Here is a 24,156-nt window from a genome sequence, read left to right as displayed (position 1 = left end):
TTCCGCCTTTATAGTCAGAGTGACTATTAAGGAGGCGGGAGTGAGTCTCGCGGATGTCCTCGATCCCTTGCAGCAACCCCTGGTGACGGTCCTGGGCACCCCGGTCGGCTGGACCGAGGTGCTCGGATTCGGCAGTGGGGCGCTGTGTGTCTGGCTCGTGGCCCGCCAACACCTCGCCAACTGGCCGATCGGCATCGCCAACAACCTCTTCTTCATCGCGCTGTTCACCCAGTCCGGTCTGTACGCCGACGCCGGCCTCCAGATCGTCTTCATCGCCCTTGCCGCGTACGGCTGGTGGACCTGGACCCACGGGGGTGGACCAGGTGCACGGGACCTGCCGGTGCGGCGCACCACACGCACCGAATGGGTCTGGCTGCTCGCGGCAGGGGCGGTGGGGACCGCCGCCCTCACCGTCCTGCTGGGCCGCGCCACCGACTCGACCGTGCCCTTCTGGGACGCCCTGACGACCGCGTTGTCCCTGGCGGCCACGTACGGGCAGTGCAGGAAGCTCGTCGAGTCGTGGTGGCTCTGGATCGCGGCCGACGTGGTGTACATCCCGCTGTACGCGTACAAGGAGCTCTATCTGACCTCCCTGCTGTACGCCGGCTTCCTCACGCTGTGTCTGATCGGCCTGCGCAACTGGCGCCGCGATGCCGCCATACAGCAGCACCGGCCCGTGGAGGTGGCGGCATGAAGCGCTTCGGGCACGGGCTCGTCCTCGGGAAGTTCTACCCGCCGCACGCCGGCCACCACCACCTCGTCCGCACCGCGCAGGACCGCTGCGAGCGGCTGACCGTCCTGGTGTGCGCCGCCTCCGTCGAGTCCATATCGCTCGCCGACCGGGTGGCCTGGATGCGGGAGGTGCACCCGGACGTACGGGTCGTGGGCGCGGTCGACGACATCCGCATGGATCTCCACGACCCGGTGATCTGGGACGCGCACATGGCCGTCTTCACCGGGGCCGTGCCCGATCCGGTGGACGCCGTCTTCACATCGGAGTCGTACGGGGACGAACTGGCCCGCAGGTTCGGTGCCGAGTCCGTCTGCGTCGACCCCGAACGCACGGTCTTCCCGGTGTCCGGTACCGCGGTCCGCAAGGACCCGGTCGGCTGCTGGGACTACCTCGAACCGCCGGTACGGGCCGCGCTCACCCGCCGGATCGTCGTCCTCGGCGCGGAATCCACCGGTACCACGACCATGGCCCGTGCCCTCACCGACCACTACCGCCGGCGCGGCGGGGCCTGGGCGCAGACCCGTTGCGTCGCCGAGTACGGACGGGAGTTCAGCGCCCGGAAGCTGGCCGCGCTGCGCGCCCGGTGGCCCGGGGCCCAGTGGGAGGACGTCGCCTTCGCCACCGAGGACTTCCCGTTGATCGCCGAGGCGCAGAACGCCGAGGAGGAGGCGGCCGCGCGCACCGGGTCGCCGGTGCTCTTCTGCGACACCGACTCCTTCGCCACCACCGTCTGGCACGAGCGGTACATCGGCGGCCGCAACCCGCTCGTCGAGGAGGCCGCCGACCGCGTGGCTCACCACCTGTGGCTGCTCACCGACCACGAGGGCGTCGCCTTCGAGGACGACGGACTGCGCGACGGCGAGGAGCTGCGGCCCTGGATGACCGACCGGTTCCGGGCCGAACTCACCCGTACCGGAAGGAGGTTCATCGAACTCACCGGAACCCACCGGGAACGCCTGGACACCGCGGTCTCCGCCGTCGACACCCTGCTCGCCGCCGGCTGGAACTTCGCCGCACCTCTCCCGGAGCGCCGATGAGCACCGGTGCCCCCGCGGGCTACGACCCGTACGCCTTCGAACCCTTCGCGGTCACCGTCGACCTCGCCGTCTTCACGGTCCGCGACACCCGGCTGAACGTCCTGCTCGTCGAACGGGGCGAGGACCCCTACAAGGGCCACTGGGCCCTGCCCGGCGGCTTCGTCCGGCCCCGCGAGTCCGCGGAGAACGCCGCCCGCCGGGAGCTCGCCGAGGAGACCGGCCTGACCGAGGGCACCGTCTCCGCCTTCCACCTGGAACAGCTGCGCACCTACAGCGAACCGGACCGCGACCCGAGGATGCGGGTCGTCTCCGTCGCCTACGCCGCGCTCGTCCCCGACCTTCCCGAACCCCGCGGCGGCGGCGACGCCGCCAACGCCCGGTGGTGGGACGCCGGAGCCCTCGGCCCGCTCGCCTTCGACCACGACCGCATCCTCGCCGACGCCCACGACCGCGTCGGCGCCAAACTCGAATACAGCTGCCTGGCCACCGCCTTCTGCCCGCCCGAATTCACCCTGGGGGAACTTCAGCAGGTGTACGAGACGGTCTGGGGCGTCGAGCTGGACCGGCCCAACTTCCGGCGCAAGGTCCTCACCACGCCCGGCTTCGTCCAGGCCGTGGAGGGATCACCGCGCCGCACCGGCGGACGGGGAAAGCCGGCCGCTCTCTACCGGGCGGGTGCCGCTACCGCCCTGCACCCTCCACTCCTGAGACCGGAAGGAAGAACCACGTGATCGTGACCAGGACCATCACCAAGCAGGCCGCCACCGGCGCACTGACCGGGCTCGCGCTCGGCGACGCACTGGGCTTCCCGACCGAGTTCAACAACGTTCCGTCGATCCTCGCCAAGTGCGGGCCGTGGCGCCAGATGCGGCTGCCGAAGCCCGCGATCGTCAGCGACGACACCCAGATGACGCTGGCCCTGGGGCGGGGCATCCGCACCGCCATGGACCGCGGGCTGCTCACCCCGCTGCGGCTGGTCCGCCCGGTGCGCGAGGAGTTCGTCGACTGGTACCACTCGCCCGACAACAACCGCGCCCCCGGCCGCACCTGCATGACCGCCTGCCGCCTGCTCGACAGCGACCGGCTCTGGCAGGAGGCCGGCCAGACCGGCTCCAAGGGCTGCGGCGCCACCATGCGAGTCGCCCCGGTCGGGCTCGTTCCGGGGCTGAGCGAGGAACAGCGCTCCGGTGCCGCCCAGTTGCAGGCCGCCCTCACCCACGGGCACCCGACCGCGCTCGCCGCGTCCGACCTGATGGCCCGCGCGGTGTACCTGCTGGCGCAGGGCGCGGAGCCGATGGGCCTGATCGGGCAACTGCGCAGCTACGCCTACGAGAACAGCGGACGCTACCTCACGCGCTGGCTCGGCGACCTCTGGCGGTACGCGGGCGACTCCTCGCCCGAGCAGTACATCCAGCGCGGCTGGGACGAATGCCTCACGGCCCTGGCCCGCGTCCAGGACGCCCTGCGCGACCCCTCCCCGGAGACCGACCCCTGCGAGGCGACCGGTGACGGCTGGATCGCCGAGGAGTCCCTGGCCACGGCCCTCCACTGCTTCCTGCTCTTCCCCGAGGAACCCGTCACCGCGCTGCGCCGGGCCGCCTGCACCCGGGGCGACTCGGACTCCCTCGGCTGCCTGACCGGCGCGCTCGCCGGGGCGCACCTGGGGGCGGGGGCCTGGCCCAAGGAGTGGTCGGAGCGGATCGAGTACCGGAGCGACCTGCTGGCATTGGGGGCGCTCTGGGATTCCTGACCCATGCGTACGGACACCGAGCACCTCAAGGACGCCGGGCTGCCGGCCATGGACCTCGGCCCGGTCCTCGCCGAAGAGCGCCACCCGCTGCTGTTCGCCACGGTCTCCGGGGCGCATCTGTACGGGTTCCCCTCCAAGGACTCGGATGTGGACCTTCGGGGGGTCCATCTCCTGCCCGCGGAGGACCTCGTGGGGCTGCGCGAGGCCGAGGAGACGCGCTCGCGGATGTGGGACCGGGACGGGGTCGAGATGGATCTCGTCACGCACGACCTGCGGAAGTTCGTCCGGCTGATGCTGAAGCCGAACGGCTATGTGCTGGAGCAGCTGCTCTCGCCGCTGGTCGTGCACACCGGCGAGACGCACGCGGAACTGGTGGACCTGGCGCCGGGTGTGATCACCCGCAACCACGCCCACCACTACCGGGGATTCGCCCGCACCCAGTGGCGGCTCTTCGAGAAGACCGGTGAGCTGAAGCCGCTGCTGTACACGTTCCGGGCGCTGCTCACCGGGATCCACCTGATGCGCAGCGGCGAGGTGCGGGCGCATCTGCCGACCCTCCTCGGGGAGGTGGCTGCGCCCGCGTATCTGCCCGAGCTGATCGACGCGAAGGCCGGGGCCGAGCACGGGGGAGCGGGGGACGCGGCCGGTGCGGCGGCGGCCCGGGACGTCGAGGCGCTGCACGGGGTGCTGGACCGGGCCCAGGCGGAATCGGGGCTGCCCGAGGCGGCCGGGGGGGTTCGAGGGGCTGCACGACCTCGTGGTGCGGGCGCGGTTGACGGGGCGGGCGTCCTAGGGCCAGGACACGGATGCCCGGCGGGTGCGGATCAGGAAGTCCTCCACCCGGGACCGGTCCGGCTCCGCGGGGAGCGGGGAGTCCTTCACGGCCTCGTCGTTCTCCGCGGCGAGGCGGTTCATGCGGCGTTCGACCTCCGCCCACGGCACCTCGCCCCGCTTCACCGCCAGCAGCTCCTCCCGGGCCGCGCCCACCTCGATCGTGAGCTCGCCCGTGCGCAGCAGGTCCCGGCCGGAGGCCAGCAGCCGCAGCAGATGCATGGCGTGCTTCCAGCGCGGTGCCCCGTGCTGCCGCACGTCCGCCTCCAGCTTCTTGCGCTGGCCCAACGCATAGCGGACGAAGGTCTGATGGGCCAGCCGGGAGAGGAACGCGCCGCGCAGGGAGAGCAGTTCACGCCCTACGGCGTCGACGTGGTCCGCCAGCGGTGAGTGCAGGCACTCCAGCACATTGGGGTTGGCGCGCAGCGCCAGCTCGCAGAAGCGTTCCAGCTCCCAGGAGAACTGCTCACGCGCCGGGCCCTCGACATGGGTCGGCGGTTTCTCGAACCGCCAGAACAGCGGGGTCGGCGCGAGGAACACGCCGCGCCGGTCGGTGTCGCTCCCCTCCGTGGCGAGCCCGAAGGCGCGTGAACCCATCACACAGGAGTAGACCGTGTGGTCGCGTACGAGAGCCTCGGGATCCGGGGTGATCATGCCGGCGAGAGTACGTGAGCGGAATCGGGTTGCACCGGGGGATTCGCGTGCCGCGGCCGGGACAGTGCCCAGGGTGCCCCGCTCAGGTGGCAGAAGCCCGGGTTCTGATCGACATTGTCGATAAATCATCCCCTCTGGAAAGGCAGAACCATGGCGGGAAACGATCTCGGCAGCTTGCTGGGCGGCGGCGGGAGCGGCGCTTCGGGTGGCGCCTCGGGCGGTGCGGGGAACATCCTCGGCGCGCTGCTGGGCGCGCTCGGCGGCCAGGGCGGTACGGGCGGCGGTGGCAACGCGCTCGAAGGGCTGATCGGGATGCTCACCAAGTCCGGCCTCGTCGACCAGGCGCAGTCCTGGGTCGGCACCGGTGAGAACCAGGCGGTCAGCGGCGCCCAGATCGCCGGGGCGCTGCCGGACGAGACCCTGCGGAAGGTCGCCCGGGAAGCGGGGGTCAGCACGGAGCAGGCGGCCGACGAGATCGCCCGGTCGCTGCCGACAGCGGTCGACAGACTGACTCCGTCGGGAGAGGTGCCGGAGGGCCGCTCGATCGAGGACCTGGTCCGGGAGCAGCAGCTCTGACGGCGGCGGCCCGAGCGGCCGTGCGGAACGGCCCGCGCGGGCTTCGCATCGGCCTCCCGGCCGGATCGCCCCGGGCGGCCGGGGCGGCAGGTCCCGGGCCGTGCCCGCGTGCCCGCCCCGTCGCACGGACAGAGCGCCCCGGACCGCCGACCGCGCCGCCCCTCCAAGGGCTGTCCCGTAGTCCCCGGCGGGCGTGCGACGACAGCTACGGCACCTCGCCGCGTTGTCGGAACGCCCGAATACATCCGGTATTCGGGCGTCCCTCCGCCTTGCGATGCACCGCATCCGACTCCCCACACCGATCCACCAGGGATTACGGACAGCCTTTAGGCTGATCACGCAGCGAGATCACGCAGGCGGACAGCAGGCGCGACACGTACGAAAAAGCGAGGAGCACGACGTGGCGGTACGAGCGGTCCGTGGAGCCGTCCAACTGGAACAGGACGAGGCCGGACACATGGGCGAACAGGTCAGCGCCCTGCTCACCGCGGTCCTGGAGCGCAACAGCCTCGTCGCTGACGACCTGATCAGCATCTGGTTCACGGCCACCCCCGATCTGCACAGCGACTTCCCGGCCGCCGCGGCGCGCGGGATCGGTATCGTCGACGTACCGCTGATCTGCGCCCAGGAACTGGACATCGTGGGCGCCATGCCCCGGGTGGTGCGGATTCTCGCGCACGTCGAGACGTACCTTCCCAAGTCCGAGATCGCGCACGTGTACCTCGGCGCCACCGCCGCCCTCCGCAAGGACATCGCCCAGTGAGAACCGCCCTCGTCATCGGAACGGGCCTCGTCGGCACGTCCGCAGCCCTCGCCCTGGCCGGGCGCGGCATCCATGTCCACCTCGTCGACCACGATCCCGAATCGGCCCGCACCGCCGCCGCGCTCGGCGCCGGCACGGACGAGGAGCCGGTGGGCCGCGTCGACCTGGCGATCATCGCCGTGCCGCCCGCCCATGTCGCCACGGTGCTGGCGACCGCCATGCGGGACGGCATCGCCCGCGGCTACCTCGACGTCGCCAGCGTCAAGGGCGGCCCGCGCCGCGAGCTGGAGGCCCGCGGCGTCGATCTCGCCCCGTACATCGGTACGCACCCGATGGCCGGCAAGGAGCGATCCGGCCCCCTCGCCGCCACCGCGGACCTCTTCGAGGGCCGCCCCTGGGTCCTCACCCCGACCCGCGACACCGACACCGAGGTCCTCAACCTCGCCCTGGAACTGGTCGCGCTCTGCCGCGCCGTCCCGGTCGTCATGGACGCCGACGCCCACGACCGGGCCGTCGCCCTGGTCTCTCACACCCCGCAGCTGATCTCGTCGATGGTCGCCGCCCGGCTGGAGGAGGCCGACGAGACCGCCGTACGCCTCTGCGGTCAGGGCATCAGGGACGTCACCCGGATCGCCGCCTCCGACCCCCGGATGTGGGTGGAGATCCTCTCCGCCAACCCCGGGCCGGTCGCCGACGTGCTGGCCGGGGTCGCCGCCGATCTGGACGAGACGGTACGGGCGCTGCGCGGTCTGCAGTCCGGTGACGACGACAAGCGCCGCGAGGGCACCGAGGGCATCGAGGACGTACTGCGCCGCGGCAACGCGGGCCGCGTCCGGGTGCCCGGCAAGCACGGGACGGCTCCCGCCTCGTACGAGATCGTCTCCGTGCTCATCAGCGACCGGCCGGGCGAACTGGCCGGGATCTTCGCCGACGCCGGCCGGGCCGGGGTCAACGTCGAGGACGTCCGTATCGAGCACGCCACCGGGCAGCAGGCGGGCCTGGTCCAGCTGATGGTCGAACCGAGCGCGGCCGCCGAACTGAGCGCGGCGCTGCGCGAGCGTGGCTGGTCGCTGCGCCAGTAGGCCCGGGGCGGCCCCCCGGGAGGCGGTTGTCCACAGGGGTGCAGAGGACCGCTCCGACACTCGGTAACCTTGTGCGGGGCGGGTTCGCGCGCCCCCGTCCCGCCCGCCCCGTGAAACCAGGAAGGTGTCCACCACCGTGGAAACCGCAAGCGCCGCCGCCCGGACGGCCCCGGCCGCAGTGATCGTCGCCATCGACGGACCCTCCGGCACCGGCAAGTCGAGCACGTCCAAGGCCGTCGCCGCGCAGCTCGGCCTGAGCTACCTGGACACCGGCGCCCAGTACCGGGCGATCACCTGGTGGATGCTGAACAACGGCATCGACGTGCGGGACGCGATGGAGGTGGCGACCGCCGCCACCAAGCCGGTCATCGTCTCCGGCACGGACCCGGCCGCCCCGACGATCACCGTCGACGGCGAGGACGCCTCGGGCCCGATCCGCACCCAGGAGGTCACCTCCAGCGTCAGCGCCGTCAGCGCGGTCCCCGAGGTGCGCACCCGGATCACCGAGCTGCAGCGCACCATCGCCGCCGCGGCCGACCGGGGCATAGTGGTCGAGGGCCGTGACATCGGTACCACGGTGCTGCCCGACGCCGACCTGAAGATCTTCCTCACCGCGTCGCCGGAGGCGCGTGCCGCCCGCCGCAGCGGGGAGATCAAGGGCTCCGATCTCTCCGCCACGAAGGAGGCGCTGATCAAGCGGGACGCGGCCGACTCCGGCCGCAAGACCTCCCCGCTGGCCAAGGCGGACGACGCCGTCGAGGTGGACACCACCGAGCTGACCCTTCAGCAGGTCATCGAGTGCATCGTCACCCTCGTCGAGGAGAAGCGGGCCGCGAAGTGACCCGAACCACGGGCACGCCCGCGCCGCGCGGTGCGGCGGTCGGGCGCGGGATCGGCATCGGGCTGATGTACGGGCTGTGGAAGCCCCGCGTCCTCGGTGCGTGGCGGGTTCCCGCCTCCGGACCCGTCATACTCGCGGTGAACCACTCACACAACATCGACGGTCCGATGCTGATGGGCACCGCGCCCCGGCCCGTCCACTTCCTGATCAAGAAAGAAGCGTTCGTCGGCCCGCTCGACCCGTTCCTGCGCGGAATCGGGCAGCTGAAGGTGGACCGTACGACCGCCGACCGCACCGCCATCACCCACGCCCTCGGCGTACTGGAGAACGGCGGGGTGCTCGGGATCTTCCCCGAGGGCACCAGGGGCGAGGGCGACTTCGCCGCTCTGCGTGCCGGGCTCGCATACTTCGCGGTACGCAGCGGGGCACCGATCGTGCCCGTGGCGGTACTGGGAAGCACCGAGCGCCGCGGACGGTTGATATCGGCACTGCCGCCGCTGCGCAGCCGGGTCGATGTCGTGTTCGGCGATGCCTTCGACGCGGGGGACGGAAGCGGTCGGCGGACCCGGAAGGCGCTGGACGAGGCGACGGTACGGATCCAGGGGCGGCTGACCGCCCACCTGGACGAGGCCAGGCGTTTCACCGGGCGCCGGGTAAGACTTGAGTAGTGGGCCGCGTGGTCGTGGCCCATCGATGATGATGCAAAGAGGAACGGACTTCATGAACGACCAGATTCACTCCGGCGGCTCGGACCACGAGCACGGAGCGCTTGGCGACGCCGAGTACGCGGAGTTCATGGAGCTCGCCGCGGAGGAGGGCTTCGACGCCGAAGAGGTCGAGGGTGCGATCGGTGAGGCCGGTCACGGACCGCTTCCCGTGCTCGCCGTCGTCGGCCGTCCCAACGTCGGCAAGTCGACACTGGTGAACCGGATCATCGGCCGCCGTGAGGCGGTCGTCGAGGACAAGCCCGGCGTCACCCGCGACCGCGTCACCTACGAGGCCGAGTGGGCGGGCCGCCGCTTCAAGGTCGTCGACACCGGCGGCTGGGAGCAGGACGTGCTCGGCATCGACGCCTCCGTCGCCGCCCAGGCCGAGTACGCGATCGAGGCAGCCGACGCGGTCGTCTTCGTGGTCGACTCGACGGTCGGCGCGACCGACACCGACGAGGCCGTCGTCAAGCTGCTGCGCCGGGCGGGCAAGCCCGTCGTGCTGTGCGCCAACAAGGTCGACGGGCAGAGCGGCGAGGCGGACGCCACCGCGCTCTGGTCGCTCGGCCTCGGCGAGCCGTACCCGGTCTCCTCGCTGCACGGCCGCGGCACCGGTGACCTGCTCGACGCGGTGCTCGAAGCCCTTCCCGAGGCCCCGGCGCAGCGCTTCGGCACGGCGATCGGCGGACCGCGCCGGATCGCGCTCATCGGCCGTCCGAACGTCGGCAAGTCCTCGCTGCTGAACAAGGTGGCGAACGAGGACCGCGTCGTCGTCAACGAGCTCGCGGGCACCACCCGTGACCCGGTCGACGAGCTGATCGAGCTCGGCGGCATCACCTGGAAGTTCATCGACACGGCCGGCATCCGCCGCCGCGTCCACCTCCAGGAGGGTGCGGACTACTACGCCTCGCTGCGTACCGCCGCCGCCGTGGAGAAGGCCGAGGTCGCCGTCGTCCTGATCGACGCCGGCGAGTCCATCAGCGTCCAGGACCAGCGCATCATCACCATGGCCGTCGAGGCCGGTCGCGCACTGGTCATCGCGTACAACAAGTGGGACACCCTCGACGAGGAGCGCCGCTACTACCTGGAGCGCGAGATCGAGACGGAGCTCGCGCAGGTCGCGTGGGCCCCGCGGGTCAACGTCTCCGCCGCCACCGGCCGGCACATGGAGAAGCTGGTCCCGGCGATCGAGACCGCCCTCGCCGGCTGGGAGACCCGCGTCCCCACCGGCCGGCTGAACGCCTTCCTCGGCGAGATCGTCGCCTCCCACCCGCACCCCGTCCGCGGCGGAAAGCAGCCCCGGATCCTCTTCGGCACCCAGGCGGGCACCAAGCCGCCGCGCTTCGTGCTGTTCTCCTCGGGCTTCCTGGAGCACGGCTACCGGCGCTTCGTCGAACGCCGGCTGCGCGAGGAGTTCGGCTTCGACGGCACCCCGATCCACATCTCGGTGCGGGTCCGCGAGAAGCGCGGTCGCAACAAGTAGCACGCAGACCTCATGACGGAGCCCCGGACCGTTTCGTAGCCGAAACGGTCCGGGGCTCCGTCATGGGTCAGGCCCCGCGCGATCCCGATCCCGGGGGCAGAGCCGCGGGCTGGGGCCGCCCGGAGTGCCGCCCCACCCGCTGCCAGGAACCGAGAGCGCTGGTGTGCGCGCTCGGGCCGCTGCCGTGCCCCGAGGCCCCGCCGTGTACGGAGAGACCGACCGAGAGGGCGGCGGAGTGACCGGAGTGGCCGCTCAGCGGAACGCGGCTGCCGAAGAACCCACTGCCGAAGGCCACGAAGCCGAGATTCTCCTCGCCGCTACGATCACCCGGAAGCGCCCGGAACGACCGGCGGTACTCGGAGTACAGCGCGTCGTAGATCGGGGTGTGGGACTGACCGCCCGAGGGGTCCTGCGCGGGGCGCATGGCAGGGATCGGGCTCTGGCGCTGGTGGGAGGAGTCGTATGAGTGCACGTATGTGCCAACGACCCCACCGGCCGTCGGATGCGGGCCCGGCGGAGAAATAGCTGTTCGCCGCAGGTGCGAAGAACGTACGGCCACGATCAGGTCCCGGCCAGCGGCATCGCGGCGGCGACCAGGAGGCCGCCGGCGGCGGCCTTGTCCAGAGCGTCGCGCAGCAGGTCCTCGCGGGGCTGCTGCCCGATCACCCCCGCCGGGGTGGCGAAGACGAGCACCGTCTGCGACTTGTTGGCGGCGGACCGCCAGCCCTCGGTGACCTGGAGCGGGGCATGCGCCTGCCACCAGGCGACCGGGGCGCTGCCGTGGGTGCCCGGCTGGAGCACGGCATGCAGCTGGCCCATCGCGAGCAGGATCGACCAGCCGTGCAGCACCGCGGGCATCGCTTCCATCCGGTGGACCGGCTGGAAGCCCTGCTCCAGCAGCAGCTGGAGGAATTCATCGCCCCGGCTGCCGTCCGTGCCCGGTCGGGCGATCGCGCCGGTCGGCTCGACGACGAGGGCCGGGTGGAGCTCGTCGTCGATCAGGACGAGGCCGCTGGTGACCCCGAGGACGGCCTGCTCGGTGCTGAGGCCCTCCGCGTCGCCGCCGGTGATGCTGCGTACCGCGCCCTGCAACTGCTCCTCGGCGACCCGGACGACCTGCGAGGGGATGCAGGTCGCGTGCGCGAAGGCGAGGACGGCGGTCTCGTCACCGACGAAGAGCACCGTGCTGGTGCGCTCCTGTTCGGAGTCGCCGGGGGTGCGGCAGGAGGTGCAGTCGTAGCTGCCTGGGGTGTTGTCGCCGACGAGCAGCCGGTCGGCTTCGGCATCGCCGATCTCGGCGCGTACGTCCTCGCTGACGTCGAGCATGCGCGGCACGGTTGGCTCCTCGAACTCGGTGCGTGCGCCGGGCGGTTCCCGGCTCATGAAGAAGACAACGGGCGATCCGTGGCCGGGGTCACGCGAGAAAGGGAACGTAATCGAACCATCCGACGCAGAGGGTGAATCTCGGGACCCGAGAGGTCGTTTGCCACCTATTCATCCCGATTGATCACGCGGTGGTGTGGTCGACTCGACCATGGATGGGTTCACCGATACATTGATAAATCGGGAGATCGGGTGACCATGAGAGTGGCTGAAACCGGCTCGTATCCGGAGTGAACCGCGAGTCAGCCTTTGCCGTCTTGGCAAGCGGCGTATGTCGCTGATCAGTCAACCCGGGAGATATGGCGTTTCATGCACATTTCGTTCCTGCTCCACAACGCCTACGGAGTCGGGGGCACGATCCGTACCACGTTCAATCTCGCCGGAGCGCTGGCCGAGCACCACGACATCGAGATCGTGTCGGTCTTCCGGCACCGGGACGTCCCCGCGCTCGGCGCCCCCGCGGGCGTGCGCCTGAAACACCTCGTCGACCTGCGGAAGAAGAGTCCGACGTACGACGGCGACGCCGCCGAACACACCCTCCCCGCAACCGTGTTCCCGCGCGGCGACAGCAGGCACCGGCAGTACAGCAGGCTGACCGACGCACGGGTGGCGGATCATCTGCGCTCCCTCGACGCGGATGTGGTGGTCGGAACCCGGCCCGGACTCAATGTGCAGATCAGCAGGCAGACCCGGCGCGGTCCGGTCCTGGTCGGGCAGGAGCACCTCACCCTCGACAGCCACAGCTACCGGTTGCGCCGCGAGATCGGGCACCGCTACGCCCTGCTCGACGCGATCACCACCGTCACCGAGGCCGACGCACGTGCCTACCGGAAGGGGTTCAAGCTGCCCGGCGTGCGGATCGAGTCCATTCCCAACAGCGTGCCCGCGCCGGGCATCGCGCCCGCCGACGGCACCAGCAAGTGGGTGATCGCCGCGGGCCGGCTGCACAGGGTCAAGCGGTACGACCTCCTCGTCCGGGCGTTCGCCGACGTCGTCGCCGTCCGTCCGGACTGGCGGCTGCGCATCTACGGCGGCGGCGACGCGACCGGGAACGAGCGCCAGGCGCTGCTCGCGCTCATCGGTGAACTCGGCCTGCACAACCATGTGTTCCTGATGGGGTCGGTCAACCCGCTGGAAGCCGAGTGGCCCAAGGGGGCGATCGCCGCGGTCACCTCGGACCGCGAGTCCTTCGGCATGACCATCGTCGAGGCGATGCGCTGCGGACTGCCCGTCGTCGCCACCGACTGCCCGCACGGGCCCCGCGAGATCATCGAGGACGGCGCCGACGGACGCCTGGTGCCGGTGGGCGACGCGGCGGCGGTGACGGGCGCCCTGCTCGGCCTGATCGACGACGACGAGGCACGGCACCGCGCGGGACGCGCCGCACTGGCCGCGGCGCAGCGGTTCGACCCGTCGCGGATCGCCGAACGCCACGAGCGGCTCTTCACCGAACTCGCCACCCGGGCACCGCGCGACCGCGCGCACGGCGCTCTGCGCACCACGCTGCACCGCACCCGCGGCAGGGTGCTGGACGGGGCGTACGCCCTGCGCTACAAGGCCGCCGATGCCATCCGCAAGGGGAAGCCCGCATGACCGTCTCCACAGAGCGACCGACACCGCGAGCCGACTGCACGGTGGGTGCCGACGGCGGGATCGTCTTCGACCTCGATCTCGGCCCCGGCCTCGATCGGTACCGCGACGGGGAGGCGCCCGAACTGCTGCTCCGGCTGCGCGGCGGCGACGGCGACGGCGACGGCACGACCGTACGGCTGCCCACGAGCCTGCGCGGCGGACGGCTGCGCGCGGTGCTGCCGAGCACCGTGGAGCCCGCCGAGGGGCGCTGGGACGTCCAGGTGCGTGAGCCGGACGCGGCCGACGACGGAGCGGTGGCCGTCGAGGCCGGGATCAGGGACGTGCGGCTGCTCATGGACCGCACGCCGGACACCGGACGGATCGCGGTGCGCATTCCGTACCCGACCGCGGACGGCCGGCTCGCCGTGCGCTGCTGGATCCGCGCGCCGCACGCCGAGGCCGGGCCGGTCACCTTCGACCGGGACGGAATGACCGTGGAGGGCGCGCTGTACGGGACCGCCCTCGGCGACGGCGCCCGCGTCGAGGCGCGACTGGCCGGCGCCCCCGACCGGACGTGCTCCGTGCCGGCCACCGGGACGGAGGGCGCGTTCTCCTTCACGCTGCCCCTGGACCGGCTGGCCACCGGGCCGGTCACGGGCAAGCAGCTGTGGACGCTCTGGCTGGTGCCCGGGACGGCGGGCGGGAAGGGGACGGGCGGGAAGTCCGCGGACGGCGTACGGATCTCCCGCATCCTGGACGATGTCTGGGACCGCAGGAACAGCTTCGTCTACCCGGGCCGCGGTGCCGGAGAGGGGGCTCGGGCCACCCCCTGCTACTCGGGCGACAACGACCTCTGCGTACGGATCGAACCGGCCCGGGCACGGTAGCCCGGCGGCGGCCGATCGCGGACAGATGCTGTCCGCAACTCCTGGCAGACTCGCCCCATGTTGGAGACCTCGGCACGGCTGCTCCGTCTGCTCTCACTGCTCCAGGCGCACCGGGACTGGTCGGGCGCCGATCTCGCCGACCGGCTCGGAGTCACCCCGCGGACCGTCCGGCGTGACGTCGACAAGCTGCGCGAACTGGGCTACCCGGTCAACGCCAGCCCCGGCACCGGCGGCGGATACCAGCTCGGCGCCGGGGCCCGGCTGCCGCCGCTGCTCCTCGACGACGAGGAGGCCGTCGCCGTCGCCGTGGGGCTGCGCACCGCGGCGGGCAACGGCGTCGAGGGCATCGGCGAGGCCTCCGTACGCGCCCTGGCCAAGCTCGAACAGGTGCTGCCGGACCGGCTCCGGCGCCGGGTGAGCGCGCTGAACGCCTTCACCGTCCCGCTGCTCCGCGGACCCGTCGCGTCCACCGCCGATCCGGGTGTGCTCACCGCACTGGCCGGTGCCTGCCGGGACAGCGAACGGCTGCGCTTCGCGTACCGGGACCACTCCGGCTCCGTGTCGCGCCGGACCGTCGAGCCGCACCGGCTGGTGTGCACCGAGCGCCGCTGGTACCTCGTCGCCTGGGACCTGGACCGGGCGGACTGGCGTACCTTCCGCGCGGACCGGATCACCCCCACGCCACCGCACGGCCCCCGATTCGTCCCCCGCGACGCACCGGCCGAGGATCTGGCCGCCTATGTCTCGAAGGGGATCTCCACCACCGTGTACGCGAGCCGTGCGGTGATCCGGCTGAAGACCGGGATCGAGCGCGCGGCCGAACGGATCTCGCCGTCCTCCGGGGTGCTGGAGGCGGAGGGCGCCGACAGCTGCCTGCTGCGCACCGGGGCCCCGAGCCTCGACGTGCTGGTCATCCACGTCGTGATGCTGGGGATCGACTTCGAGGTCGTCGAACCGCCGGAGCTCAAGGACGCGATCAGGGCGGCCAGGAACCGGCTGTCCCGGGCCCTGGGCTGAGCACTGCCACCGCCGCCGTTCCGATACGGCGGGCCGGTGGGGCGGTTCGCGGACGCGTCACGGACGGTTCGGGTTGTCCGTTATACGGGCGGCGGTGCGGGGGAGCGGGGGGTCTCCCCGGTCCGTGATGCGGATTTTGTGACCAGAAGATAAGGCTGCCATAAGGAAGCGTGAATTCTCGGCGGCATGCTCATTTACGCGGGTTATTCGGTGCGGAAATCCCAGTGGCCCGGCAATGGGTATTCTGTTTTGTTTTCAGGCCTTCCACATGATCGTTTCAGGGACTGTGTGATTACTGTGTGTCGGGTCCGGGACCCCCTCTCCAGGAGGCGTGATTCGAGCGGAACGAGTGTCGTGATCCTGTGACACAAGTGTGACCGGCAGGGGACGCCGGGATGCCGTGCGGCGGTCGGCGCCCCGGCTTCCGCCGCGGTCCGCGGCCGCCTACGGTGGGAGGCATGGCACCTCTACCGAGCCCTCCCGCCCAGCCCGACGACACACCCGGTGCGTACGTCGGCCTCGCCGCCGACGCAGCCGAGCAGCGGGCCCGCAGGCAGGGCTGGACGACCGTCAGATCCCTGCCGCCGGGCGCGATCATCACCATGGAGTTCCGGGCCGGGCGGATCAACTTCGAGGTCGACGAGGCCGTCGTCATCCGCTGCTGGGTGGGCTGAGGATTCCTGCGGCCCGGCCCCGGACATGAGTGAAGGCCCCGACCGGAGTCGGGGCCTTCACTCATGTCCGGGGCAGCGGTTGTGCGTACCGGTCCCGTGGCTTCCGGGGCGTTCAGCCGCCGGACATCGGGCGGGCCGGGGCCGTGCCACCACGCGGCGTGCGGTCCGCGTGCGGCGGGCGGCGGCTGCCGGTCGGCGTGACGGGGGTCCGCTCCGAACGCACCAGATGCGTCGGGGCGGGCGGGTGCGCCCGCGGGCGGGCGCCGGTGACCGTGCTTGCGGTGGCCGCCGTGTGTCCTCCGGCGGCCACCGGCTCCAGCGCCGGGCTCTCCACCGCGTTGCCGCCGGCCGGCTGCGGGAGCACCACGGGCCGGGGGCCTCCGGCCGCGACGGGCACGGAGGGAACGGGACGGCCGCGCCCGCGCAGGGCCTCGCGCTGGGCGAAGATCCAGGCTTCGGCCCGGGTGATCAGCGGCTCGACCCAGGGCAGACCCAGCAGGATCAGCAGTCCCGCCGCCCAGCCGAGCAGGACATCGCTGAGCCAGTGGGTGCCGAGGTAGACGGTGGTGAGCCCGACGCCGAGCGAGACGATCGCCGAGGCGGCCGACAAGTAGCGCCTGGCCCTCGGGGTGGTGGCCAAATAGGCGAGGATTCCCCAGGTCACCACCGCGTTGGCGGTGTGACCCGAGGGAAATATATCGCCGCCGGCGAAGAGCTCCGCCGAGCCGATCTGGGTCGCGTAGTGCGGGCCGAGCCGCCCGAGGCCGATCTTGACCGCGCCGACCGTCGCGTTGAGCAGCAGCAGCGAGGCGCCGAGCGTCAGCAGCGGCCGCAGCGTGTGCTGCCGCCAGGAGCGCCAGCCGAGCCAGCAGGCGACCAGGGTGGCCGTGGGGCCACGCTGACCGAGCACGATGTAGTAGTCGAGGAAGGCATGGAATTCCGGCCATTGCTGATACGGCCGGAAGAGCATGACCTTCCAGTCCAGGGTCACCAGCCAGGAAGAGACCAGCACGGCAACGACGATGGCGAGATAGAACGCCAACGTCCCGCAGAAGAGAGCGATGCGGTGACGGCTCATCCGCGGCGGCTCTATCTTCGGCGGCTCCGGCTCCCGGTCCAGGCGGGCAAAGATGTCGGTACGCACCCAATCGACGTTACAGCGAGTGAGTGCACGAGCAGGTCGATCCGGTCTCTTTGTGATGACGATGTGATGTGGAGTACGTCTCAGCCGGCCCATGAATTCCGATCCGAAGAAGTGCGCCGGTGAGTCTCCGTGCTTTTTATTTCGCACTCATTTCGGAAGGGTGTTTGGGTGCGGGCAGAAAAGCGCAGAAGGTGCCGGTATGAATTTTGTGCGGCCCTCGGGCGGGGGAAACGGACGGTATCCGTCCGGTCACCGAACGCTTTCCGTGCGGGCCCGGCGCCTGCGCGCGGAGTGGCGCCGAGTACCTTCTGTGCCGGGTGCGGGGGTCGTCCGCGCAGGTCCGAGGGGCCCGGAGCGGCGGCTCGGCGTGGCGTACGCCACACTCCACGGGTCGTCGAGGTATGAGGTGGACCACGTGTGAGTGTTCCGAACTCGCGTACGCTGACGGATCACTCGCCCGTCGATGCCGGGCCCCGAGGGACAGCGGACCGCTGTGTTCCCGGCTGGCCTGCCGAGCGCGAGGGACCTTTTGGGAGGTACATGCATGTCCGGGACGACCACAGCCCGATTCCGGCTGCGCTCAGCCGCCGACGGTGCCAATCGATGGGTCGTCCTCGTCGTCCTCTGCCTCAGTCTGCTGCTCGTCGCGCTCGATGCGACCGTGCTCCATGTCGCCGTCCCCGCCGTCACCGAGGACCTGCGGCCCAGCGCCGTCGGCCTGCTCTGGATCGTGGACGCCTATCCGCTGGTCTGCGCCTCGCTGCTGATCCTCTTCGGCACGCTGGGTGACCGGGTCGGCCGGCGCCGCATCCTGCTGCTCGGCTATGCCCTCTTCGGTGTCGCCTCCGCGGTTGCCGCGCTGGCCGGCAGTCCCGGCGTACTGATAGCGGCGCGTGCCCTGCTCGGCGTCGGCGGCGCGATGATCATGCCCGCGACGCTGTCGATCCTCCGCCAGGTCTTCCCCGACCGGCGCGAACGGGCCGTGGCGATCGGCGTCTGGACCGCGGTCGCCGCCGTGGGCGCCGCCACCGGACCCGTCATAGGCGGCTTTCTCGTCGAGCACTTCTGGTGGGGCTCGGTCTTTCTGATCAATGTCCCGCTGATGGCCCTGGTCCTGCCGGTCGGCCGTCTGCTGCTGCCCGAGTCGCGCGGCGGTGGCGACGGCCCGTGGGACGTGCTCGGTGCGCTGATGGCCGCGGCCGGAGTGCTCGGTGTCGTCCTCGGGGTGAAGCGGGCGGGCACCGGTGAGGGGCTGCTGAGTCCGGCCACGCTGGGCCCACTGCTGATCGGCGCCGTACTGCTCATCGCCTTCGTGCGCCGCCAGAAGCGCCGTACGCATCCGCTGATCGACATCGGGATGTTCGCCAGGCCCGCCTTCTCCACCGCGGTGGGCTGCATCATCCTCGCGATGCTGGCCCTGGTCGGGCTGGAACTGATAGCCGTGCAGTACCTCCAGCTCGTCCTCGGCCTGAGCCCGCTGGAGACCGGGCTGCGGCTGCTGCCGCTCACCTTCGCGGCCATGGCTGCGGGCGCCACCGGCTCGTACACACTGCGCCGCCTCGGGCCGCGCCGGATGGTCGGCTGGGGCTTCGTGCTCACGGCCGCCTCGGTGCTGATCCTGACCGCGATGGGGCAGCACGACCGGCCCGGTCTGCTGACGGCGGCCTTCGTCGCACTCGGCCTCGGACTCCAGTCCACGCTCTTCGGGGCCTACGAATCCATGCTCAGCGACGCCCCCGCCGACCGGGCGGGCGGTGCGGCGGCGATAGGCGAGACCTCGTACCAGCTGGGCGCGGGCATGGGGATCGCGCTGCTCGGCAGTGTCATGAACGCCGCCTACACCCCCGGACTCGCGAAACTTCCCGAAGAGGGCGTCCCCGCCGCGGACGGCGCGGCCGCCGCCCACTCGCTGGGGGAGGCCTACCAGGTGGCGGACCGGCTGGGCGGCCCGCTGGGCGAGGCGCTGCGTTCCACCGCCCGCCATTCCTTCATCACCGGGCTGCATGTCACGCTGCTGGTCAGCGCGGCCCTGCTGCTGCTCGGGGCGCTCGCCGCGCTGCGGCTGCCGCGGGTGATGGAGTGCCCGTCGCCGGCTCTCCGTGAATCGCGCGAGGACGGGGCGGACGGGGTGCCGGAACTCCAGGGTCCGTCCGGGGCGCCCGTCGAGGGCCGTACGCAGCGGCCGCTCGCGATACCCGCCCGGCGTCGGCGGCCCGCCGAGGCGACCGGCTCTGGACGGGCGGGACACTGAGCCGTAACGTCGGAACGACGCCATGACTAACACTGCTAGTTTTAGCATCGTGCGAGCCGCCGGAGGCACCCTCTTGTCCACCACCGAGCCCTCGAAGCTCCCGCCCTTCGACCCCGCCGACCCGATCGGCATCGACGACCTGCTCAGCGCCGAGGACCTCGCCATCCGCGGCACCGTCCGCGACTGGGCCGCCGACCGGGTCCTGCCGGACATCGCCGAGTGGTACGAGAACGGTGAGCTGCCCGGCATCCGCGAGCTGGCCCGCGAGCTCGGTTCGCTCGGCGCCCTCGGCATGTCCCTCCAGGGATACGGCTGCGCGGGCGCCACCGCCGTTCAGTACGGGCTGGCCTGCCTGGAACTCGAAGCGGCGGACTCGGGGATCCGCTCCCTGGTCTCCGTACAGGGATCGCTCGCCATGTACGCCATCCATCGCTTCGGCTCCGAGGAGCAGCGACAGCGGTGGCTGCCGGGCATGGCGGCCGGCGAGATCATCGGCTGCTTCGGCCTCACCGAGCCGGACCACGGCTCCGACCCGGCCGGGATGCGGACGTACGCCAAGCGCGACGGCGACGACTGGGTGCTCACCGGCCGCAAGATGTGGATCACCAACGGCTCGGTCGCCGGGGTCGCCGTCGTCTGGGCGCAGACCGACGAGGGCGGCGGCGCGGGCGGCGGAATCCGCGGCTTCGTCGTGCCGGCCGACTCCCCGGGCTTCTCGGCACCCGAGATCAAGCACAAGTGGTCGCTGCGCGCCTCGGTCACCAGTGAGCTGGTCCTCGACGAGGTACGGCTGCCGGCCGACGCCGTGCTCCCCGGGGTCACCGGGCTGCGCGGCCCGCTCAGCTGTCTCGGCCACGCCCGCTACGGCATCGTCTGGGGAGCGATGGGCGCGGCGCGCGCCAGCTTCGAGGCGGCCCTCGACTACGCGAGGACCCGGGAGCAGTTCGGCAGGCCGATCGGTGGCTTCCAGCTCACCCAGGCCAAGCTCGCGGACATGGCCGTGGAACTGCACAAGGGCATCCTGCTGGCCCACCATCTGGGCCGGCGGATGGACGCGGGCAGGCTCCGTCCGGAGCAGGTCAGTTTCGGAAAGCTCAACAATGTGCGGGAGGCGATCGACATCTGCCGTACCTCGCGCACGATCCTCGGCGCCAACGGGATCTCCCTGGAGTACCCGGTGATGCGCCACGCGACGAATCTGGAGTCGGTGCTCACCTACGAGGGGACCGTGGAGATGCACCAGCTGGTGCTGGGCAAGGCGCTCACCGGTCTCGACGCGTTCCGGTAGACCGGTCCGGCGAGCGCCCTGCTCAGCTCTGGTTGAAGAAGCCGTCGGCCGGCCGGCCGACGGCTTCGCCGTTGACGACCTGGGTGTGGGCCGGGGTCAGCAGGAAGACCCGGGTGGCCACGCGTTCGATCGAGCCGCGCAGGCCGAAGGTCAGTCCGGCGGCGAAGTCCACGACGCGCTTGGCGTCGGTGGGGTCCATGGTCGTGAGGTTGACGATCACCGGGACGCCGTCCCGGAAGAGCTCCCCGATGGCCCGCGCGTCCCGGAAGCTGTCCGGGGTGACGGTGGCGATCCGGCGGCCCGTCTCCTCGGCCGTCTCGGAGGCCACCTGCACCCGGGGGTCCGTCACCCAGCCCTGACCGGTCCCGGTCTGCGCGCCCTCGGCGTACTCGTCGTCGTCGTAGTACCGCTCGTCGTTGTCCTCTACGAGGCCCAGCCAGGCACTCGCCTTGCGCACCGATCCCATGGACGCCTCCTCTCACCGCGGTTCCGTGGCGTTCCGCATCTCTTTCGTGTCCCTATGGTCGTCCATGATGCGGATCGTGCGCCAAGTGGATAGTCGGCGCGCAGGGGATTCGTGACGGTACTGGTGCAGAAGATGTGGCGGTTCGTCAAGGTTCGTCCCACATCAGCGGGCTGAAAGAAATAAAATATGTTGCACCGGTCCGTACGGGTGACATGGGGGACGTACGGGTGAACGGGGCGCTCGATACGATGCACGTCGTGCGCGCGCACGAGCTCGGCGCACAGGTGAACGACTCTCGGGGGATCGTCGTGTTCGGAATCGTGAGGCCCTGTACGCACCGGTTGTCCGAGGGACTCAGAACCGAATGGATGGCCCATCTCTGCGGGCTCTGCCTCGCACTTCGCTCGGATCACGGGCAGTTCGCCCGGATCGTCACGAACTATGACGGCCTGATCGTCTCGGTCCTGACGGAGGCTCAGTCCGAGCGCACCACCGGCCGGCGACGCACCGCGGGGCCCTGCCCGCTGCGCGCCATGCGGACCGCGCCGGTCGCCCGCGGCGAGGGCGCCAGGCTGGCCGCCGCCGTCTCCCTGGTCCTGGCATCGGCGAAGGTGCGGGACCACGTCGCCGACGGGGACGGCCTGTTGAAGCGCCGCCCGGTCGCCGCCGCCGCGCGCCGGGTCGCCGCGGGGTGGGACCGGGCGGGCGCGCGCACCGGCGCACAGCTCGGCTTCGACACGGCGCTGCTCGTCGACGCCGTCGACCGGCAGACCGGCATCGAGCTGCTCGCCGGGCCCGGCACCCCGCTGCTCACGGTCACCGAGCCCACCGAGACCGCCACCGCGGCCGCCTTCGCCCACACCGCGATCCTCGCGGGCAAGCCGCAGAACGCGGCTCCGCTGGCCGAGGCGGGCCGGCTCTTCGGGCGTCTGGCACATCTGCTGGACGCCGTGGAGGACCAGGAAGCCGACGCCGCGTCGGGTGCCTGGAACCCGCTCACCGCGACCGGCACCTCGCGGGCCGAGGCCCGGCGGCTGTGCGACGACGCGCTGCGCGGCGTACGGCTGGCGCTGCGCGACGCGGAATTCACCGACGGCAAGCTGGCCCATGTGCTGCTGGCGCACGAACTGCGGCAGTCGGTGGACCGGGCGTTCGGCACCACGGCGTGCTCGCACCCGGCGGGCGGCCCGGTCCTGGACGGAACCGTTCCGCCGTCGGGCGCGCGGCAGACCGGGTCCTTCGGGCCGCCGCCCGGCAACCCGTACGCCCCGACCCCCGGCGGCCCGGTCGGCCCGCCGCAGCCCCCGCCCGAGCCGCCGCGCGACCGGCGCGGGCTGATCGCGGGCTGCCTGGTGTGGGCGGGGCTGGCCTGCACCTGCCAGATGTGCTGCGGCACCTTCAACGACCCGTGGAGCCACCAGCGCCGCGAAGGACTGTGCCAGCAGTGCGACTGCGGGGACTGCTGCGACGCCTGTGACTGTTGCAGCAACTGCGGGGACTGCTGCGGTTCGTGTGACTGCTGCGACTGCGGGTGCGACTGCTGAGCCGGGTCCGCGGCGGCGCGGGCCGGGCAGGACTTCGCGGACCGGGTCCGGACCGGGCGGGACTTCGCGGACCGGGCCCGGACCGGGTCACTCGATCTCGGGCGGCGAGATCTGCGAGGTCTTGATCGCCGACGCGCCGATGCCCCACTTCTTCAGGATCCGGTCGTAGGTGCCGTCCGCCTTGAGACTGTTGACCGCGGCCTGGAAGGCGGGCGCCAGCGGGGTGCCCTTCTTGAAGGCGAAGCCGACGTCGAGGCGCTTGAACTCATTGAGGAACCGCACGCCCTCCTGCTGTTCCACCGCGTACCGCAGCCCGTTGATGGTCGACATCACCACATCGCTGCGGCCCTGCTGGAGCGAGCCCCAGATCGCTCCCTGGTCGCTGTAGGTCTTCACTTCGTACGGCTTCTTGCCCGCGTCGGAGCACCGGTGCCTGTTCTCCTCCAGCGTCACCTCGAAGGTGGTGCCCGCGCCGGTGCCCACGGTCAGTCCGCAGAGCTGCGTGAGGTCGGTGACGTCCTTCAGCCCGCTGTCGTCGCGGACGGCGAAGCCCTGGCCGTCATTGATGTACGTGACGAAGTCGATCGTCCTGCGGCGCTCCTCGGTCACCCCGAAGTTCCCGGTGCCCACGTCGTACTTCCCACTGTCCAGGGCCGGCAGGATCGCCTCGAAGGAGGCCACCTCGCGCTTCAGCCTCAGCCCGAGCTTCCTGGCCACCGCGTCCGCGAAGTCGATGTCCGTACCGGCCACCGTCTTCCCGTCCGGGAGATAGGTGGCACCGGGCGGACTGCCGATGCTGGAGGCGATGGCCAGGGTGCCGGAGGAGCGGACGCCGGCGGGCAGCAGCTTCGCCGCGGCCTCGTCCTCGCGCACCGCCGACACGACATCGGTCGTCGGGACCTTTCCCTTGGTGGCCGCGGTCCCGGCGGCGCCGGCCGGTGCGGCCGCCGGATCGCCGGACCCGCACGCGGTGAGGGCGAGAGCGGCGGCGGTGATCAGCGCGAAGGCAGCGGTGTGCCGGGTTCGGGGCATGAGGCGTGGTTCTCCTGGGTCGTCGGCCGTGCGCGGGCGCGGCGGCGCTCCCATGAGCAGGGCAGCACGCGGTGCCCCCACGGCCGGGGCGAGGAAAGCGGTGGAACGGGAAACGGCGGAGCGGCCGAGCGGGGAAGCCGCACAGCCGAATTCCGCAGAGCGAGGGGAGGGAGCGCGAAGCGACGTCGTGTTACGTGAGGACACGCAGGAAACAGTGCTCAGGCGCCGCGCACGGCGCGAGGCAGAGACACACGGAAAAGAAGGACAGGGGGTCGGCTCAACAGGAGGAGGACCACACGCGACCGAAGTCGATGTGGGAGCGCTTGACCAGCCACTGCTGCGAATGCATGGCCCAAGTGGAACAGGCATTCGGTGGTCCGTCAACTGAGCTGAGACGTACGACTCACAGTGTGGACAAGCTTGACAACACGCGGCGAACAG

Annotated in this window: 23 protein-coding genes and 1 pseudogene; 18 read left to right on the top strand and 6 right to left on the bottom strand. The window is 71.5% G+C overall.

Annotated elements, in window-relative coordinates; translation table 11 throughout:
- Positions 1–40 precede the first annotated feature (40 nt).
- From pnuC to ACIOMQ_RS16735, 5 genes and pseudogenes are all read left to right on the top strand, one after another.
- Complete coding sequence (gene pnuC / locus ACIOMQ_RS16755) at positions 41–694, top strand: nicotinamide riboside transporter PnuC (protein WP_402189275.1); 654 nt, start codon at positions 41–43, stop codon at positions 692–694.
- The gene (locus ACIOMQ_RS16750; protein WP_402189273.1) at positions 691–1,770 is read left to right on the top strand and encodes an AAA family ATPase; all 1,080 of its coding nucleotides are present in this window, start codon (positions 691–693) and stop codon (positions 1,768–1,770) included. The genes pnuC and ACIOMQ_RS16750 overlap by 4 nt, the downstream gene beginning before the upstream one ends.
- The gene (locus tag ACIOMQ_RS16745; protein ID WP_362210423.1) at positions 1,767–2,501 is read left to right on the top strand and encodes an NUDIX domain-containing protein; all 735 of its coding nucleotides are present in this window, start codon (positions 1,767–1,769) and stop codon (positions 2,499–2,501) included. The genes ACIOMQ_RS16750 and ACIOMQ_RS16745 overlap by 4 nt, the downstream gene beginning before the upstream one ends.
- Positions 2,498–3,520 carry an ADP-ribosylglycohydrolase family protein gene (locus ACIOMQ_RS16740; RefSeq protein WP_362210426.1) on the top strand — a complete coding sequence of 341 codons (1,023 nt, stop codon included), beginning with the start codon at positions 2,498–2,500 and terminating at the stop codon, positions 3,518–3,520. The genes ACIOMQ_RS16745 and ACIOMQ_RS16740 overlap by 4 nt, the downstream gene beginning before the upstream one ends.
- Positions 3,521–3,523: 3 nt before the next feature.
- A pseudogene (locus ACIOMQ_RS16735) lies at positions 3,524–4,313 on the top strand (DNA polymerase beta superfamily protein).
- Here ACIOMQ_RS16735 and ACIOMQ_RS16730 read toward each other — a convergent pair.
- Positions 4,310–5,005, bottom strand: a complete 696-nt coding sequence (locus ACIOMQ_RS16730; protein WP_402189271.1) for a DNA polymerase beta superfamily protein — start codon at positions 5,003–5,005, stop codon at positions 4,310–4,312. The pseudogene ACIOMQ_RS16735 and the gene ACIOMQ_RS16730 sit on opposite strands and share 4 nt — an antisense overlap.
- A 150-nt stretch (positions 5,006–5,155) precedes the next feature.
- Here ACIOMQ_RS16730 and ACIOMQ_RS16725 point away from each other — a divergent pair, with 150 nt between their 5' ends.
- The 6 genes from ACIOMQ_RS16725 to der all read left to right on the top strand — a co-directional run bounded on the left by ACIOMQ_RS16725 (position 5,156) and on the right by der (position 10,457).
- Entirely contained in the window at positions 5,156–5,581 is a 426-nt protein-coding gene (locus tag ACIOMQ_RS16725; protein ID WP_402189269.1) for a YidB family protein, read from the top strand.
- A gap of 400 nt (positions 5,582–5,981) precedes the next feature.
- Positions 5,982–6,344, top strand: a complete 363-nt coding sequence (aroH, locus tag ACIOMQ_RS16720; RefSeq protein WP_362210438.1) for a chorismate mutase — start codon at positions 5,982–5,984, stop codon at positions 6,342–6,344.
- A complete protein-coding gene (locus ACIOMQ_RS16715) occupies positions 6,341–7,426 on the top strand; it encodes a prephenate dehydrogenase (RefSeq protein WP_362210441.1) in 1,086 nt (361 codons plus the stop codon). The genes aroH and ACIOMQ_RS16715 overlap by 4 nt, the downstream gene beginning before the upstream one ends.
- A gap of 124 nt (positions 7,427–7,550) precedes the next feature.
- Entirely contained in the window at positions 7,551–8,267 is a 717-nt protein-coding gene (gene cmk / locus ACIOMQ_RS16710) for a (d)CMP kinase (RefSeq protein ID WP_362210444.1), read from the top strand.
- Positions 8,225–8,935: a lysophospholipid acyltransferase family protein gene (locus ACIOMQ_RS16705; RefSeq protein ID WP_401269923.1), complete on the top strand. Its 711-nt coding sequence runs from the start codon at positions 8,225–8,227 to the stop codon at positions 8,933–8,935. The genes cmk and ACIOMQ_RS16705 overlap by 43 nt, the downstream gene beginning before the upstream one ends.
- Positions 8,936–8,987: 52 nt before the next feature.
- Entirely contained in the window at positions 8,988–10,457 is a 1,470-nt protein-coding gene (der, locus tag ACIOMQ_RS16700; RefSeq protein ID WP_362210447.1) for a ribosome biogenesis GTPase Der, read from the top strand.
- A 67-nt stretch (positions 10,458–10,524) separates the two neighbouring features.
- Here the strand turns inward: der and ACIOMQ_RS16695 are convergent, their stop codons facing one another.
- Both ACIOMQ_RS16695 and ACIOMQ_RS16690 read right to left on the bottom strand, forming a co-directional pair.
- Positions 10,525–10,881, bottom strand: a complete 357-nt coding sequence (locus ACIOMQ_RS16695; protein ID WP_362210450.1) for a hypothetical protein — start codon at positions 10,879–10,881, stop codon at positions 10,525–10,527.
- A gap of 137 nt (positions 10,882–11,018) precedes the next feature.
- Entirely contained in the window at positions 11,019–11,792 is a 774-nt protein-coding gene (locus ACIOMQ_RS16690; RefSeq protein WP_362210453.1) for a hypothetical protein, read from the bottom strand.
- A 357-nt stretch (positions 11,793–12,149) separates the two neighbouring features.
- On the opposite strand from ACIOMQ_RS16690, the gene ACIOMQ_RS16685 reads away from it, so the two are divergent.
- The 4 genes from ACIOMQ_RS16685 to ACIOMQ_RS16670 all read left to right on the top strand — a co-directional run bounded on the left by ACIOMQ_RS16685 (position 12,150) and on the right by ACIOMQ_RS16670 (position 15,990).
- On the top strand, positions 12,150–13,433 hold the full coding sequence (locus ACIOMQ_RS16685; protein ID WP_362210456.1) for a glycosyltransferase: 1,284 nt from the start codon (positions 12,150–12,152) through the stop codon (positions 13,431–13,433).
- Positions 13,430–14,299, top strand: coding sequence for a transferase (locus ACIOMQ_RS16680; RefSeq protein WP_402189266.1), 870 nt, complete (start codon positions 13,430–13,432; stop codon positions 14,297–14,299). Before ACIOMQ_RS16685 ends, ACIOMQ_RS16680 begins: the two co-directional genes overlap by 4 nt.
- A 57-nt stretch (positions 14,300–14,356) precedes the next feature.
- The gene (locus tag ACIOMQ_RS16675; RefSeq protein WP_362210462.1) at positions 14,357–15,316 is read left to right on the top strand and encodes a YafY family protein; all 960 of its coding nucleotides are present in this window, start codon (positions 14,357–14,359) and stop codon (positions 15,314–15,316) included.
- Between the two features lie 458 nt (positions 15,317–15,774).
- Positions 15,775–15,990: an I78 family peptidase inhibitor gene (locus ACIOMQ_RS16670; RefSeq protein WP_362210464.1), complete on the top strand. Its 216-nt coding sequence runs from the start codon at positions 15,775–15,777 to the stop codon at positions 15,988–15,990.
- 112 nt (positions 15,991–16,102) lie between these two features.
- On the opposite strand, the gene ACIOMQ_RS16665 is transcribed toward ACIOMQ_RS16670, so the two are convergent.
- Positions 16,103–17,134: a phosphatase PAP2 family protein gene (locus ACIOMQ_RS16665; protein WP_401938973.1), complete on the bottom strand. Its 1,032-nt coding sequence runs from the start codon at positions 17,132–17,134 to the stop codon at positions 16,103–16,105.
- A 544-nt stretch (positions 17,135–17,678) separates the two neighbouring features.
- Here ACIOMQ_RS16665 and ACIOMQ_RS16660 point away from each other — a divergent pair.
- Together ACIOMQ_RS16660 and ACIOMQ_RS16655 are read left to right on the top strand one after the other, a co-directional pair.
- Positions 17,679–19,385, top strand: a complete 1,707-nt coding sequence (locus ACIOMQ_RS16660) for an MFS transporter (protein WP_362206347.1) — start codon at positions 17,679–17,681, stop codon at positions 19,383–19,385.
- 73 nt (positions 19,386–19,458) lie between these two features.
- Positions 19,459–20,673 carry an acyl-CoA dehydrogenase family protein gene (locus ACIOMQ_RS16655; protein ID WP_401269935.1) on the top strand — a complete coding sequence of 405 codons (1,215 nt, stop codon included), beginning with the start codon at positions 19,459–19,461 and terminating at the stop codon, positions 20,671–20,673.
- A gap of 22 nt (positions 20,674–20,695) precedes the next feature.
- Here ACIOMQ_RS16655 and ACIOMQ_RS16650 read toward each other — a convergent pair whose 3' ends face one another.
- Positions 20,696–21,139: a cell division protein SepF gene (locus ACIOMQ_RS16650; protein WP_362206345.1), complete on the bottom strand. Its 444-nt coding sequence runs from the start codon at positions 21,137–21,139 to the stop codon at positions 20,696–20,698.
- Between the two features lie 368 nt (positions 21,140–21,507).
- Here ACIOMQ_RS16650 and ACIOMQ_RS16645 point away from each other — a divergent pair, with 368 nt between their 5' ends.
- On the top strand, positions 21,508–22,683 hold the full coding sequence (locus ACIOMQ_RS16645) for a DUF5685 family protein (RefSeq protein ID WP_401269937.1): 1,176 nt from the start codon (positions 21,508–21,510) through the stop codon (positions 22,681–22,683).
- Positions 22,684–22,770: 87 nt separating this feature from the next.
- Here ACIOMQ_RS16645 and ACIOMQ_RS16640 read toward each other — a convergent pair whose 3' ends face one another.
- On the bottom strand, positions 22,771–23,715 hold the full coding sequence (locus ACIOMQ_RS16640) for an ABC transporter substrate-binding protein (RefSeq protein ID WP_401938968.1): 945 nt from the start codon (positions 23,713–23,715) through the stop codon (positions 22,771–22,773).
- Positions 23,716–24,156 lie beyond the last annotated feature (441 nt).

Origin of the sequence: Streptomyces sp. NPDC087845 (assembly GCF_044742755.1) — a bacterium.
Lineage (GTDB): Bacteria > Actinomycetota > Actinomycetes > Streptomycetales > Streptomycetaceae > Streptomyces.
Note: the sequence above shows the minus strand (reverse complement) of the source record. Positions and strands in the feature narration are given on the sequence as shown.

Excerpts from the sequence above, each read along its gene's own strand:
- ACIOMQ_RS16750 (WP_402189273.1), top strand. The coding sequence starts at position 691 with ATGAAGCGCTTCGGGCACGGGCTCGTCCTCGGGAAGTTCTACCCGCCG.
- ACIOMQ_RS16745 (WP_362210423.1), top strand. The coding sequence starts at position 1,767 with ATGAGCACCGGTGCCCCCGCGGGCTACGACCCGTACGCCTTCGAACCC.
- ACIOMQ_RS16730 (WP_402189271.1), bottom strand. The coding sequence starts at position 5,005 with ATGATCACCCCGGATCCCGAGGCTCTCGTACGCGACCACACGGTCTAC.
- ACIOMQ_RS16725 (WP_402189269.1), top strand. The coding sequence starts at position 5,156 with ATGGCGGGAAACGATCTCGGCAGCTTGCTGGGCGGCGGCGGGAGCGGC.
- der (WP_362210447.1), top strand. The coding sequence starts at position 8,988 with ATGAACGACCAGATTCACTCCGGCGGCTCGGACCACGAGCACGGAGCG.
- ACIOMQ_RS16695 (WP_362210450.1), bottom strand. The coding sequence starts at position 10,881 with ATGCGCCCCGCGCAGGACCCCTCGGGCGGTCAGTCCCACACCCCGATC.
- ACIOMQ_RS16685 (WP_362210456.1), top strand. The coding sequence starts at position 12,150 with ATGCACATTTCGTTCCTGCTCCACAACGCCTACGGAGTCGGGGGCACG.
- ACIOMQ_RS16680 (WP_402189266.1), top strand. The coding sequence starts at position 13,430 with ATGACCGTCTCCACAGAGCGACCGACACCGCGAGCCGACTGCACGGTG.
- ACIOMQ_RS16675 (WP_362210462.1), top strand. The coding sequence starts at position 14,357 with ATGTTGGAGACCTCGGCACGGCTGCTCCGTCTGCTCTCACTGCTCCAG.
- ACIOMQ_RS16670 (WP_362210464.1), top strand. The coding sequence starts at position 15,775 with ATGGCACCTCTACCGAGCCCTCCCGCCCAGCCCGACGACACACCCGGT.
- ACIOMQ_RS16660 (WP_362206347.1), top strand. The coding sequence starts at position 17,679 with ATGTCCGGGACGACCACAGCCCGATTCCGGCTGCGCTCAGCCGCCGAC.
- ACIOMQ_RS16650 (WP_362206345.1), bottom strand. The coding sequence starts at position 21,139 with ATGGGATCGGTGCGCAAGGCGAGTGCCTGGCTGGGCCTCGTAGAGGAC.
- ACIOMQ_RS16645 (WP_401269937.1), top strand. The coding sequence starts at position 21,508 with ATGGCCCATCTCTGCGGGCTCTGCCTCGCACTTCGCTCGGATCACGGG.
- ACIOMQ_RS16640 (WP_401938968.1), bottom strand. The coding sequence starts at position 23,715 with ATGCCCCGAACCCGGCACACCGCTGCCTTCGCGCTGATCACCGCCGCC.